This is a genomic window from Microbacterium sp. PMB16, from assembly GCF_051294855.1.
Lineage (GTDB): Bacteria > Actinomycetota > Actinomycetes > Actinomycetales > Microbacteriaceae > Microbacterium.
In genome coordinates, this window is the sequence record NZ_CP145908.1 from 2,834,823 (window position 1) to 2,848,350 (window position 13,528).

10 protein-coding genes are annotated in these 13,528 nt (G+C 68.9%); 5 read left to right on the plus strand and 5 right to left on the minus strand.

All coding sequences use genetic code 11. From position 1 onward, the window contains the following. Window positions 1-7: 7 nt before the first annotated feature. The 3 genes from V5D55_RS13555 to V5D55_RS13565 are packed head-to-tail and all read right to left on the minus strand — an operon-like array spanning window position 8 to window position 3,468. Window positions 8-595, minus strand: a complete 588-nt coding sequence (locus V5D55_RS13555; RefSeq protein ID WP_435743836.1) for a hypothetical protein — start codon at window positions 593-595, stop codon at window positions 8-10. Between the two features lie 3 nt (window positions 596-598). Next, window positions 599-1,561, minus strand: coding sequence for a glycosyltransferase (locus tag V5D55_RS13560; protein ID WP_435743838.1), 963 nt, complete (start codon window positions 1,559-1,561; stop codon window positions 599-601). Beyond that, window positions 1,558-3,468: a glycosyltransferase gene (locus tag V5D55_RS13565; RefSeq protein WP_435743841.1), complete on the minus strand. Its 1,911-nt coding sequence runs from the start codon at window positions 3,466-3,468 to the stop codon at window positions 1,558-1,560. The genes V5D55_RS13560 and V5D55_RS13565 overlap by 4 nt, the downstream gene beginning before the upstream one ends. A 149-nt stretch (window positions 3,469-3,617) precedes the next feature. On the opposite strand from V5D55_RS13565, the gene galE reads away from it, so the two are divergent. After that, on the plus strand, window positions 3,618-4,607 hold the full coding sequence (gene galE / locus V5D55_RS13570; RefSeq protein ID WP_435743844.1) for a UDP-glucose 4-epimerase GalE: 990 nt from the start codon (window positions 3,618-3,620) through the stop codon (window positions 4,605-4,607). 6 nt (window positions 4,608-4,613) lie between these two features. On the opposite strand, the gene V5D55_RS13575 is transcribed toward galE, so the two are convergent. After that, complete coding sequence (locus tag V5D55_RS13575) at window positions 4,614-5,912, minus strand: O-antigen ligase family protein (protein WP_435743846.1); 1,299 nt, start codon at window positions 5,910-5,912, stop codon at window positions 4,614-4,616. Then, window positions 5,909-7,324, minus strand: coding sequence for an O-antigen ligase family protein (locus V5D55_RS13580; RefSeq protein WP_435743848.1), 1,416 nt, complete (start codon window positions 7,322-7,324; stop codon window positions 5,909-5,911). Before V5D55_RS13580 ends, V5D55_RS13575 begins: the two co-directional genes overlap by 4 nt. A gap of 67 nt (window positions 7,325-7,391) precedes the next feature. Between V5D55_RS13580 and manA the strand changes: the two genes are divergently transcribed. From manA to V5D55_RS13600, 4 genes are all read left to right on the plus strand, one after another. Further along, the gene (gene manA, locus V5D55_RS13585; RefSeq protein ID WP_435743850.1) at window positions 7,392-8,558 is read left to right on the plus strand and encodes a mannose-6-phosphate isomerase, class I; all 1,167 of its coding nucleotides are present in this window, start codon (window positions 7,392-7,394) and stop codon (window positions 8,556-8,558) included. Between the two features lie 96 nt (window positions 8,559-8,654). Then, the gene (locus tag V5D55_RS13590; RefSeq protein WP_435743852.1) at window positions 8,655-8,972 is read left to right on the plus strand and encodes a WhiB family transcriptional regulator; all 318 of its coding nucleotides are present in this window, start codon (window positions 8,655-8,657) and stop codon (window positions 8,970-8,972) included. Between the two features lie 98 nt (window positions 8,973-9,070). Beyond that, complete coding sequence (locus V5D55_RS13595; protein ID WP_435743854.1) at window positions 9,071-12,148, plus strand: glycosyltransferase; 3,078 nt, start codon at window positions 9,071-9,073, stop codon at window positions 12,146-12,148. Beyond that, window positions 12,145-13,527, plus strand: a complete 1,383-nt coding sequence (locus V5D55_RS13600) for a DUF5719 family protein (protein ID WP_435743856.1) — start codon at window positions 12,145-12,147, stop codon at window positions 13,525-13,527. The genes V5D55_RS13595 and V5D55_RS13600 overlap by 4 nt, the downstream gene beginning before the upstream one ends. The last annotated feature ends 1 nt before the right edge of the window (window position 13,528 follow it).

A 13,528-nucleotide genomic window follows, 5' to 3' on the forward strand; every position in this document is an offset into this window, starting at 1 on the left:
TCGAGTCTCAGAGTCCGACGAGCGCGCGGAGCTCCTGCGCCGCAGAGCGGGCGGCGTCGACGGCGCCGGAGACCCCGGAGCCGCTCGTGATGGCCGATCGGAGGTCGGTCAGGCGCTGCGAGTACGCCGACACTCCCTCACGCCATTGCGACTCGATCGAGGACGGCGGCTGAGCGTCGGACAGTCTCTGCGCATCCTGCTGGAGCGTGTCGACCACGGGCAACGCGTCCTGTCCGGTCGCTCCCGCCACGATGTCGAGTCCGCGGAGAGCATCGTTGAGCCATCCGCTCACCTTGCCGCGGAAGATCTCCACCGTCGGGTCCGTCGCCGGAGGCGGGGTGGTGATCGGCGTCTCGGTCGGCTCGGGGCTCGCGGAGGGGGACGGGGTCGTCGTCGAAGTGGCGGATGCCGATGGGCTGGGCGACGCACTCGCTCCGGGATCAGGCGTGTCGCCTCGAGGAATCAGGAAGAACAGCATGGCGCCGATCACGACGAGCACGGCGGCCACGATGCCCACGATGAGCCAGACGCGGCCCGTTCGCTTCGGCGCCGGCTCCATCGGTGCCCAACGCAGTTCCGGCTGCTGCTCGTCCATCGGTCATGCCTCCAGGGGTGCCATGGGTCGCCAGGTGCGGTCGCGCCCGGCCTTGCCACCGTCACGGATGCCGCGGAACAGGTTGCTGGTTCCGCGAACGGTCCGCTCGACGAAGACGAGCCGGATGAGTTCCTTCGCGAAGGTCGCAGCGGTTCCCAGTCCGAAGAGCACCGGGTTGTAGACGCCGTGCACGCGATAATACTGCTTGATGAAGCCCCGGTTGCGCATGATGTAGTACCGGTAGGCGTTGCTCGAGGCATTCATGTGGCGGATGCCCATGTCCCACTGCTTGATCTCGCGAGTGCGTCGCAGAACGAACTCGTCCACGATCACGGCAGTGGTCTTGCGGGAGGCCAGCCAGCCGTACATCTGATCGTCCCAGTAGATGAAGAAGCGGTGATCCGGCAGGCCGATCTGCTGCACGATCGAGCGATGGATGAACATGCCCTCGAAGCATCCGCTGTTCATCTCCTTGAACCCGGACGCGTCGAACCCGGACGGCGCGAACGGGATCGGAATACCCATGCGCTCGGCGATGCGGTACTGCCAGTAGAACTCGCTGCCGTCGTAGTCGAAGCGGCGTCCCTGGATGCTCTTGAACCGCGGCGCCCATTTGCCCATCTTCGCCAGGCCGTCCGTGACGACCTCGACGTCGTCGTCCATCATCCAGATCCATTCGGAACCGAGCTCGTACGCCGTGCGCATGCCCTCGCTGAAGCCCCCGGAGCCGCCGGTGTTCGTCGCGAGGCGCCGGTACACGATCTCGGTGCCGATGCCGTCGCGGAACGATTCCACGACGTCGGTGGTGTCGTCCGAGGACGCGTTGTCGATGATGACCACGTGTCCCGGCTTCGGGTTCATCGCCGTGATGCTGGTGAGGAGACCTGCGAGCAGGTGCGACCGGTTGAAGGTGACGATCACGATCGTCGCGCTCGCCGGATCGAAGGCCGCAGCCGTCGCGGTCATGCCTTCTCCTCGAAGATCTGCTCCCAGGACGCGGGGGAGACGAGTCGTGGCAGCGCTTCGCGATACTGCTTCTGCAATTCGGGCCACCGCCGACGTAGCTCGGCGTGCAGCTGGATGCTCTCGCGCAGCATCCGGCGGTACTTGACGCGGTCCCGCGTGTAGATGTTCTTGCCAGATCCGTCGGCGGCGCTGACCAGCGCGCTGTCGAAGGAGGGGACGCGCCACCAGTGCGCGTCGTCCTTGCCGAGTTCCACCTCGGGTTGGGCGATGTTCGCCGGGTCCGGCTGGTGCAGCCAGTGGTTCAGGAGCGTGGACAGCGTGAACCAGCGCAACCGCACGCCCTTCGGGCTGTCGAAGTCGTTCTTCGACAGGCGCTTGTACACCTGGCGGCCACGGCGCGAATGCAGCACTCGTGAGGGGTCGCGATGCACGACAGTCTCCGGATACTCGGCGGCCAATGCGCGGGCGGCGGGCATCGCTGTAGCGAGGTTCTCCCGCATGTGATCCGGACCCGACAGCACGTCACGCAGCGCTTGGACCCGCAGCGCCACGGGGTAGTACTGCATCATCATCAGGTGCTTGAGGTCGACGCGGCGGCTATGTGTCAGCAGGCGTCCGCCGCGCGGAGCGTGGGAATGCAGAAGGCCGGCGACGATCCGGTTGCGTGCGTGGAAGTACGCCTGCCAGTCGATGGTGTCGTCCTTGTTCACCCAGGAGACGTGCCAGAGCGCGACGCCCGGCATCGACACGGTGGGGAATCCCGCCTCGCCGGCGCGGAGGCAGAACTCGGCGTCGTCCCACTTGATGAATGCGGGCAGCGCGAGACCGACCTCGCGGATGGCGTCGAGGGGGATGAGGCACATCCACCAGCCGTTGTAGTCGGCGTCCATGCGCATGTGCAGCAGGGAGGATTGACGCAGGTTCGACACGCCGAAGTCGTGCGGCATCTTCTCCTGGTAGAGGTTGCGCCACATGAACGGGTGATTGTCGACCACCTCGGCCCAGCCGTGGAGCTTCGGGCGGTCGAGCAGGTCGAACATGTGCCCACCGACCAGGACCGGGGTGGTTGCGTACTGTCCGAAGACGATCGAGCGGCGCAGGGACTCCGGCTCCAGCCGGACATCGTCGTCGAGGAGCTGTACGAAGTCGCTCTCGGGGCGCTGCAGCGTCTCGTGCATCGCGCGGGCGAAGCCGCCTGAGCCGCCGAGGTTGTCCTGCCGGATGACCTGCAGAGTGTCGCCGAGCTGGGCGGCGACCTCGGTGTAGCCGGCCTGATCTGCGACCAGCTGGGAGCCCTGATCGATCAGGAAGATGCGGTCGACGAACTCGAGCGCGTCGGGGGAGGCAGCCAGAGCGCGCAGCGTCTCGACGCAGTAGTCCGGTTTGTTGTACGTGGTGATGCCGAGTGAGGCTTTGCCGGCGCGTGCAGGATCCTGCTCCGTGGTCCATTCCGCGCCTTCGAGCACCGCGGGCTTCTCATCGGCGACGACATCGAACCAGATCCAGCCGCCGTCGCTGTACTGCGTGAGCTCGAGATCGAACGACGTCGATGCCTCGCCGGTGACTTCGCGTGTCGCGACGCGCTGACGGATGCCGGAGCCGTTCGAGCGGTAGACGAGGATCGTCGCCGGACCGGTGGTGCGGACCGTGAGCTGCACCTCGCGCACACTGGTCCAGTGCTGCCAGTACGACGCCGGGAAGGCGTTGAAGTACGTGCCGAGCGATACGCGACGGCCGGCGACGATACGCGCACGATGGCGTCCCAGGATGTTCCCGAGATGCGCCCGGTTGGACACGCGCACGGGCTCATCCTCGATCACGGACCAGGTCTCGGGATCGGCATAGAGCGGAAGCAGATCGGGGTCGCGATCAAGTGGGAAGACGACGTTCTGAAGGACGTGGGCCACTGGGGAGTTCTCCGATGTTGGTGCCGCAGACCGCTGCCGGAGGACAGCGCGGGACTCGACGAGCAGTGAGTAGCCTATCGTCCGTCACCTTCGGATCTGCGGAGAGTCGACGCGGTGACGGCTACTCAGCGTTGGCTAGAATGGCCGCGATGAAGGTATTGATCACCGGCGGGGCCGGCTACATCGGATCGACCGTGGCGACGGCGTGCATCGAAGCCGGCATCGAGGTGGTCATCCTCGATGACCTCTCGACGGGCTTGCGCGCCTTCGGTGAGGGACGCAACCTCTACGTGGGCGACATCGCCGACGGGGGAGTGCTCGACCAGCTCGTCACCGACCACCCCGACATCGATGCGGTCGTGCACTGCGCGGCACGGATCGTGGTGCCCGAGTCGGTCGCCGACCCGCTCGGCTACTACGACGCGAACGTCGGCAAGACCGTCATCCTGCTCCAGCGGCTCCGTGAGGCCGGCATCCCGCGGGTCGTGTTCAGCTCATCCGCCTCCGTGTATCAGGGGGAGAGCGGCGAAGGAGTCGACGAGAACGGTGTGCTCGCGCCGTCCAGTCCGTACGCCACCACCAAGGCGATGGTCGAGCAGATCCTGAAGGATGCTGCGACGGCGGGCGACCTGCGCGCCATCGCGCTGCGCTACTTCAACCCGATCGGCGCCGACCCGCAGCTGCGGACCGGACTGCAGAGCCCCACGCCGTCGCACGCGCTGGGAAAGATCATGCAGGCGCGCGCGAACGGGGAGACGTTCTCGATCACCGGCACCGACTGGGCGACCCGCGACGGATCGGGTCTCCGCGACTACATCCACGTCTGGGATCTGGCGCTCGCCCACGTGGCCGCCGTGCAGAAGTTCGACGAGGTCGCGACAGAGGAGGCGCCGTACCAGGTGATCAACCTCGGCACCGGCGACGGCGTCACCGTCCGGGAGCTGGTGGCGGCCTTCGAGCGCGTGACCGGCGAGCCGCTCCCCGTCGTCGAGACCGACCGTCGACCCGGCGATCAGGCGGGGGCATTCGCGATCGTCGATCGTGCGGCCCAGGTGCTCGACTGGCGCTCCGCGCGCTCGGTCGACGATGGTGTCCGCGACGCGATCGCGTGGGCCGAGAAGCTGCGTTCGCTTCTCTGACCCCGGCTAGAGCTGGGGGCGCAACGTCGGGATGGCGCCGGTCTGTGCGGCGTCGATGTTCTCCCGCCAGGAGCGCGACTGTCCGGCGCGCAGCGCGCAGAGGACGAGCATGAACCAGCCGGCCCCGACGAGGGTGAAGCTCTCGAACATGGAGTCGACCGCGAGAGTCACCAGGGTGATCGGCGTCCAGGCGTAGACGACCGACCGGCGGACGCTGGCCACCAGCCAGGAGCGGATGAGGGCCACCCCGCCGAGAAGCAGGAACAGCACGAGCCCTGCGGCGCCCAGCTGGAGCAGCACATCGAAGAAGGCGTTGAGCGCGCTCTGGTGGTGATCGTCGAGCCGGAAGTTGATGTACGTGAACGGATACTCCCCGCGTGCCCAGCCGCCGAACCAGCCCCAGCCCTGGACCGGTTTCACCGCCACGAAGTCCAGGATGGAATTCCACAGGTTCGCACGGATGGAGAAGTCGGAGCCGGCGTCCAGCAGTGCGATGATCTGGTGACGCAACGAGAACGCGATGGTGAGCGCGAGCGCGACGAGGATGCCGAGCATCCACTGCACGAGATTGCGCCGCTCCGGCGACGCGTGCCTGACGAGCGTCAGAGCGACTGTCACGATGCCCACGGCCACCGCGAGCACGAGCACCGTCGGCGACGACGAGAGGAACGCGAGCGTCCCCGCCAGGGCGACGGAGACGACGGCGAGCGGCGGATCCACCGACTGCGTGCGCCACTCGATCACGAATGTGATCAGGGCGATGACGGCGATGAAGCCGAGCATGTTGCGGCTGCCGAAGATGCCCTGGATCGGGCCGCCGGCAGCGAGGTCTCCCTCGATGCCGAGAAAGGCGAACGGGACGTCCAACAGGATCCCGGACAGGATCTCGGCGCCGAGTGACACGGCCAGCAATGCGCGCAGGGTGTCGCCGATGGCGCGAACCGTCTGCAGAGTGTCCCGGATGTGTCCGACGGTCAGAGCGAGGAAGGCGAATCCGAACAGTGACATCCAGCCGAAGACGGTGTCTGATCGGTCGGTGGTCCAGACCAGGCTCACCAGGGCCCAGCCCAGGAACGCGAACAGCGACGAAGGGGCGATCCGCAAGGGGGACAGCTCCTCGCGGCGAACCCAGAGGATTGCGGCACCCAGGACGCACAGCACGGCGATCACCGCGGCGAGCGTGACGGCCGAGGTCATCCGTTCGAGCGCGAAAGATCCGAACACCGCGGTGAGGACTGCGAGCGTGAACGCGCGTGCCATCTCCACAGACCCGAGGAGGCGCGCCATCGGTCGGACCGGGGTCACGGAACTCGCCGCTGTCGGGCGCCGCGTTCGAACAGGAGGTCGCGCTCGCCGACACCGACCAGCGGCACGGATTTGAGCTTGAACGACAGCAGGACCACCAGCATCCAGCCCCAGAGCATGATCGGCGTCGACTCTGAGAAGCCCTGCACGAGAAGGACCACCGTGAACAGGCTGGGCAGCAGAGTCAGCGGGGAGAACGTGCGGGCGGCATGGAGATCCCACCGCGGGCGGTCGACGGCGAAGAACCACGCGCGCCAGAGCAGACTGCCGTAGGCCACCGCCATCAGCACGATGCCGACGACGCCGAGTTGGAGGAGTACGTCGAGCCACATGTTGTGCGCGTGGAACACCGTGATGTCGTGGTCGGTGATCCATCGGTCGAAAGCCGGGTCCGTGGGGATCCACGGACTGGAGAAGCCGTTGCCGAAGATCGGGTGCTCGCCGGCGCGCGCGAGGACCTTGGTCCAGATCCGGTCGGAGCGTCCCGTGAGGTCGGAGCTCCGGCCGAGGAGAGCGAGCAGGGGCTCGCGCGCGAGCCAGACCGCGACGACGCCGACGAGCGTGGTGCCGATCGCGACGACGTAGATCCTGGTACGGGCGCCCGGGGTCGTCGCTCGGCGCATCAGGAGCGCGACCACGAGGACCACGACGGCAGCTGCCGCGCACACGAAGGCTGTCGCCGACGACGTGCGGAACAGGAAGTATGCCGCGAGCAGCCCCCAGAGGGCGAGCGTGGTGCGCCAGCGCGCCCGCGCAGCGAATAGGACGCCGAACGTGATGATCGCGAAGAGGGAGATGATCGCGAGGAGGTTGGCGTTGCCGACGATGCCCTGGATCCTGCCGCCGTCGAACAGGTTGTCGCGCACCCAGTACCACTGCGGGTCGATCTCGCCCTCCGGCACGGAGGCGAAGTTCGGCAGCAGCGGACCGTGCACGACCAGGGAGACCCACAGCTCGAGCAGGAGCGACAGGCCGAGGATCCATTTGAAGGCGGAGGAGAGGGCCCGGACGATCTCGTGCCAGGTGAGCACGTGCACGATGAAGAGCGCGTTCACGGTGACTGCCGCCAGCAGCACCCAGGTGAGCAGCGTCGGTCCTCGCCACTGCGACCAGGCCACGGAGATCAGAGCGAGGGTCGTGTAGCCGAGTGCCGACCAGGGCAGCCGCCGCCAGCGGAACGGCTGCGGGCGGTTCCGTGCCAGCATCGGGACGCCGATGCCGACGGTCGCGAGGGTGAACACGCCCAGGGTGATTCCGGCGCCGACCATGCCGAGCAGGTTGTACACCGCGGAATGCGCGAACGTCACGAAGAGGACGAGGATGACGTAGGCGCGCAGCAGCAGATGCCCCGTCGACTCGCGCTCCGGCGCGGTGGGCGGGGCAGCCACCGGATGTTTGGTGTATTGGGCCATCGCGTTCAGGCTACCGCGCCGTGCCCGATGCGTCCTGAGCCCCGCTGAGCGCCTCTACGCTGGGGGGATGCTGCTGAGCCTCACCAATGCGCCCCGCGACTACGCCTGGGGATCCGACTCGCTCCTCGCCGGACTCGAGGGCCGTGCGCCCTCCGGGCAACCGGAGGCCGAAGTGTGGTTCGGCGACCATCCAGGGGACCCGTCAGATGTGGCAGGCGGCGGCACGCTCGACCAGGTGACCGGCGGCACCCTGCCGTACCTCCTGAAGCTGCTCGCCGCGGGACGGCCGCTGTCGATCCAGGTGCATCCGACGATCGCACAGGCTCGCGACGGATGGGCGCGGGAGAGCGGACTCGCCCCCGACGATCTGCAGCGGAACTACCGCGACGACAATCACAAGCCCGAACTCATCGTCGCGCTCAGCGACACGTTCGAGTCGCTGAGCGGTCTGCGACCGGTGCCGGACACCCTCCGACTGCTCGACGCGCTCGGCGACACCGACGGCGTCGGCGAGTTGAGGCGTCGGCTGAGCGCCCCCGGAGACGCATTGCGGAACGTGATCGGCTGGCTGCTCGGCGGGGAGGCCCGGGTCGAGGTCGACGACATCATCGCTGAGGTGACGGCAGCAGGAGAGAGAGATGCGGGGGAGTGGACGACCACCCTTCGCGCGATCGCCGGTGTCGCCGCCACCTACCCCGGGGATCCTGGAGTCGTGGTCGCCCTGCTGATGAACCATGTCGTCCTCCGGCGCGGCGAAGGCGTGTTCCTCCGGGCCGGCCTCCTGCACGCGTACCTCTCCGGCCTCGGTGTCGAGATCATGGCGGCGAGCGACAACGTGCTTCGCGGGGGGCTCACGCCCAAGCGGATCGACGTCCCGGAGCTGCTGTCGATCCTCGACACGGTGCCCGGTGAGGTGCCGGTGCTCCGACCGTCCAGCGATGGCGCGATCACGGACTACCCGGTGCCCGTGCCCGACTTCGCACTGGAGAAGATCGCCCTCGACGGGGCACCCGTGACGCGCGCAGTGTCGGGCCCGACGATGGTCCTGGTCACCGCGGGCTCTGTGACGGTGGCCACGGCGTCAGGAGACGAACGGCAGGTCTCGGTCGGATCGGTCGCCTTCGCCACGTCGGACGAGATCTCGCTCACGCTCTCCGGCGACGGCGAGGCGTTCGTCGCAGCCCCCGGTCGCGACACGCCGATGAACGGTCAAGAACCTTCAAGACATGCTTGAGGGTTTACGATCCACGACTTGACCGGAGCGAATGACACGGGTGTAATTAGTGGAGCACGGCCCGCCGGGGGGCGGAAATCAGGGTTGGAGATCGACATGACGGGTTACCGTTCAGACGTACCGGAGAACTGGTTCGTCGATCCGATCAGCCTCGGTGTGCCGGGGGTTCGGAAGCCGAGCGCAGACGATGACAGCGCGCTTGCCTGGCAGAGCGAGGCGCTCTGCTCGCAGACCGATCCTGAGGCGTTCTTCCCCGAGAAGGGCGGCTCCACGCGAGACGCGAAGCGCATCTGCACCACGTGCGATGTGCGCGGCGAGTGCCTGGAGTACGCGCTCAACAACGATGAGCGCTTCGGAATCTGGGGCGGGCTCTCCGAGCGCGAGCGCCGCAAGCTCAAGCGCCGCGCCAGCTGAGCCGTCGAGAAGCGCGCGCATCGCAGAAGCACTGCTTCGCGGGCGCGCCGCATCCACTGCTCCAGCGCCGGTGATCGCCCGCTTAGGCTGACGACGTCATGCCAGCCCGAGTTCACGCCATCATCGTCGCGCGCGCCGGATCATCTGCCCGCGCGCAGCTCCTCCGCACTCTCGACGCCGTGCGATCCCAATCGATGCCTGCAGCGGCGGTGACACTGGTCGTATGCGGCGATGCCGCCTCGGCTCGCGAGAGCGATGCCGTCGCCCGCACCGTCGAAGGCATCATCGAGGCTCGCTCGGCGACAACGTTCGCCGAGGCCGTAGAGCTCGCCCGGCCACGGGTGGCCGAAGGATCCGCCATCTGGCTGTTGGCGCAGGACACGACTCCGCACCCGAGGGCACTCGAACGACTGACGGGGACGCTGGAGCGCTCGCCCTCTGCGGCGATCATCGCCCCGAAACTCATCGCCACCGACAACGAGCGGGAGATCGTCTCACTCGGCGTCAGCATGACTGCTCTCGGCAGGTCGGTGGAACTGGCCGCCGGCGAACTCGACCAGGGTCAGCACGACGGCATGGATGACGCCCTCGGCTCAGACATCAGGGGAATCCTGATCCGTGGCGAAGTGCGCGACGCTCTCCGTCCCGATACTGCTCTCGGCGGCGCCGACGAGGGGCTCGACCTCGGCATTCGCGCCCGACTCGGCGGAGGACGCGTGGTGCTCGCGCCGAGCGCGCGGATCTCCGCATCTCCGGACGGCCCCGCAGCGCTTCCCGCCAGCCGCTCTCGTCGCGCCTTCGTCCGCCGACTGGCGCAACTGCACCGGCGGCTCGCGTACGCGCCCGCCGCGACGGTGCCGCTGCACTGGCTCACGCTGTTGCCGCTCGCCCTGTGGCGGTCCATCACGCACCTCGTCGGCAAGCGGCCGGAGGCAGTGATCCCCGAGTGGGCGGCTGCGATCACCGCGATGCTGCGTTTCGGCGCCATCGCGCGGTCGCGCTCGCGCATCCGCGCCTTCCGAACCTTCACCTGGGCGAGCATCGCGCCGCTGCGGGTGACCTCATCGCAGTTGCGGCGCCGTCTCGATGACGGGCACGGCAGTGAGGGCGGTGCCGTGAGCGAGCTGCACTTCTTCTCCGGCGGCGGCGCCTGGGTGGTTCTGGCGGCACTGGTGGTCAGCATCGCCTCGTTCACGACCGTGCTGGCCTGGCCGACGGTCGGCGGCGGTGGACTCCTTCCCCTGCGGGAAACCTTGGCGGGCCTGTGGAGCGACGCCGCCTGGGGGGTGCGCGGCCTCGGCGTCGACCTGATCGGCCCCGCTGACCCGTTCGCGGCCGTCGTGGCCGTCCTCGGCTCGCTCTGGCCCGCGGGCCCATCCTTCTCCCTCGTGCTTCTGTGGATCCTCGCTCTTCCGGTCGCGGTGCTCGGCGGCTGGTTCGCGGCGACGCGCGTGACCGACCGTGCAGGCCTCCGGATCTTCGCCGGTATCGCATGGGCGGCAGCTCCGACGTTCCTCACGGCTCTGATCGACGGGCGTCCGGCCGCCGTGCTCGTGCACCTGCTCCTGCCGTGGCTGTTCCATGCCGCGGCTGTCGCGCACCGCTCGTGGGGGGCTGCCGGGGCGGCATCGCTGTTGCTGGCGGCCGTCGCGGCGTGCGCGCCGTCACTGGCGCCGGCGCTCCTGCTGCTCTGGGTGGTCGCGATCGGCATCGCGCTCGCGACGGCGCAGTTCCGCGGAGCTGGACGGCTGCTGTGGCTGCCGCTTCCTGGCGCGCTGCTGTTCGCTCCGCTCGTGCTCTGGCAGCTGGCGCACGGCACGCCGCTTGCGTTGCTCGGCGACCCCGGCCTGATCTGGTCAGGATCCACAGCGTCCGCGGATGCGGCCGGTCGGCTCGCACTGGCCTCCGGATTCCCCACGACGGATCTCGCCAGGTGGACCGCCTTCCTCCCTGAAGCGATCGGCGCGTGGGCTCCCGTGCTGTGTGCACCGATCGCCCTGCTCGCCCTCGCATCCGCCGTCGCCCCGAGATGGCGGGCCGGTATCACGCTGCTGGTGGTGGCTCTCTCCGGGCTCGCCACCGCGTTCCTCGCGGTCGGCGTCTCGGTCTCGTTCGCCCAGGGTGCCGCTGTCGCGGTCTGGCCGGGCGCGGGGCTGAGCCTCGCCTGGGTCGGTGTCGTGGGCGCGGCCGTCGTCACGCTGGACACGGCGCTCACCCTCCCGCGCCTGCGCATGGCGGCCACCGCCGTCGCCGGAGTCGCCCTGATCATCTGCGCCGTGCCCGCTCTCGTGGCGTTCCACGTCGATCGCTCCGCCCTGACCAACGGCCCGGTGTCGACTCTGCCCGCCTATGTCGCAGCTCAGGCCGCGGGGGACAGGCAGATCGCGACACTGGTGCTCACTCCGCAGAACGGCGGGGGTCTCTCCGTCGAGGTCGTGTGGGGAGCGAGCGAGACGCTCGGCTCCCAGTCCACGATGATGACGACGGCCACCACGCCCCAGGGCGCCGACATCTCGACGCTCGCCGTCGACCTCCTCTCCGCACGAGACTTCGACGCGCCTGCGGAACTCGCGGGGCAGGGCATCAGCTACGTGCTGCTGGCCGGGCTCCCCGAGGGCGAGGACGACAAGGCGCGCGTGCTGCGCACGACCGCCGTGGCCTCGATCGACCAGCGTCCCGGATTCGTCCACGCGGGGACGACCGATCGCGGCGTGCTGTGGAGGCTGGAGGCCGACGTGGCTGGACCGCCCGTGCCGAACGCCGAGCAGCAGGGCACCGCCCGCCTCGCCATCACGTTGCAACTCGTGTTCGTCTTCGCCGCCCTGCTGCTGTCGATCCCCACTCGATCCTCGCGCCGGGCTGCGCGCGCGCAGTCCCGCATCGTCGGCCGTGTTCCGGAGGAACCGCTCGTGCTGCCCCGGCGCGCCGAGGATCGGCAGGACTCGGAGGCGCCGATGGACGAGCCGGACGCCCTTCATGCTGGGCCCGAGGCTCTGGCGGAGCGCACAGAGACCTCCGGCGACGATGTCACGCCGGATCCGGCGGCCACGGGAGAGCATGAGGACGGGATCTCCGACGACCCGATGGTGGGTGTCGAGACCACGGACGCAGCAGCGACAGCATCCGAAGAGGAGGATCCGCCATCCGGGTCCTCCGCCGCGGAGGAGGAACGATGAGCGGAACGCGTGCCTTCCGAGTCGCAGCGACGAGCGCCCGGGTCGTGACCGGTGTCGTCGTGGCAGTGGCCTGCGTGGTGGGAGTCACCACCGCCATCCACGCACCATGGCCCGAGCTCAGGCACGAGCCGGCCCAGAACGACATCACGCCCCTGCCGGGCGACAGCGTGCTGGTGTGCAACGGCGATCTCCGTGCGCTCGGCAGGGACTCGTCGGCGCCGCTGGACATGCGTTCCGCGGCGACGCCGACGCTGACCGACGCCGGAAGCGCCGGAGCCCCGGCAGTCGACGTGCTGGAAGCCCCCGACCTCATCGATGCGGGCGACGTCCGGGTGCTCACCGGACAGGTCGAGGGGCGTACCGCCCCGCTCGTCGCCGCCGCGGAATCGGTGACGGTCGCGGCGGACGATCTGTCGGGATTCGCCGCACTTCCCTGCGGAGAACCGCTGCTGGACTCGTGGCTGGTCGGTGGTGACGTGGGCACCGGTACGGAGGACATCGTCATCCTGACCAACGCCGCGAAGGTGCCGTCGACCGTGACGCTGTCCGTCTACGGCTCGATCCGGAGCGCACGCACGGTCGTGGTCCCGGCCGGTACTCAGCTCGCTCTCCCGCTCTCGTCGATCGCCACAGGAAACGAGGCCCCGGTCGTCGAGGTCAGCGCAGTCGGCGCCCCCGTGCGCGCTGTGCTGCAGTCTTCGCTCGTGCGGGTGCTCGACCCGGCAGGCATCGATCTCCAGGCGGCGGTGCCCGCTCCGCAGCAGAATCTGGTGATCCCGGGGGTGCAGGCGTTCCAAGTGGACGGCGACGACGCCGACATGACCGTGCTGCGGCTGCTGTCGCCCGACGTCGACACGCAAGCGCGCATCAGCGTCACACCGGAGGGATCGAGCGCATCGGCGGCCGAGTTCACCGTTCCGCTCGTCGCGGATGAACCGGCCGAGGTCGCCCTCAGCGGGCTCGAGCCCGGCACGTACTCGGTGGAGGTCGATGCCGACTCGGCCGTCGTCGCCGCTGTGCGCCAGCAGGACGGCTCCGGTCGTGACACCGACTTCGCCTGGGTGACTCCGGCGCCGGAGATCGACTCCGATGTGCTGGTCGCCGTCCCGTCAGGACCCGCACCGCAGCTGCACCTCACGAACACGGCGGACGAGGCGGCGACGGTCACGCTCGAGGCGACAGACGGCGGCCCGTCGCAGGAGGTCTCCGTCGGGCCGGGGGAGTACGTCAGCGTCGATGTCGCGGCGCGTGCGACCTATCGTCTCGGCACGAGCGGGCCGGTGCATGCGTCCGTGTCGATGACCGCACCGGGTGCGATCGCGGTGCTTTCGCTGAGGCCGGGCGCCGGCGCGGAAAGCGCCATCACCGTCTATCCCTGAC

Excerpts from the sequence above, each read along its gene's own strand:
- V5D55_RS13555 (WP_435743836.1), bottom strand. The coding sequence starts at position 595 with ATGGACGAGCAGCAGCCGGAACTGCGTTGGGCACCGATGGAGCCGGCG.
- V5D55_RS13580 (WP_435743848.1), bottom strand. The coding sequence starts at position 7,324 with ATGGCCCAATACACCAAACATCCGGTGGCTGCCCCGCCCACCGCGCCG.
- galE (WP_435743844.1), top strand. The coding sequence starts at position 3,618 with ATGAAGGTATTGATCACCGGCGGGGCCGGCTACATCGGATCGACCGTG.
- manA (WP_435743850.1), top strand. The coding sequence starts at position 7,392 with ATGCTGCTGAGCCTCACCAATGCGCCCCGCGACTACGCCTGGGGATCC.
- V5D55_RS13560 (WP_435743838.1), bottom strand. The coding sequence starts at position 1,561 with ATGACCGCGACGGCTGCGGCCTTCGATCCGGCGAGCGCGACGATCGTG.
- V5D55_RS13595 (WP_435743854.1), top strand. The coding sequence starts at position 9,071 with ATGCCAGCCCGAGTTCACGCCATCATCGTCGCGCGCGCCGGATCATCT.
- V5D55_RS13600 (WP_435743856.1), top strand. The coding sequence starts at position 12,145 with ATGAGCGGAACGCGTGCCTTCCGAGTCGCAGCGACGAGCGCCCGGGTC.
- V5D55_RS13590 (WP_435743852.1), top strand. The coding sequence starts at position 8,655 with ATGACGGGTTACCGTTCAGACGTACCGGAGAACTGGTTCGTCGATCCG.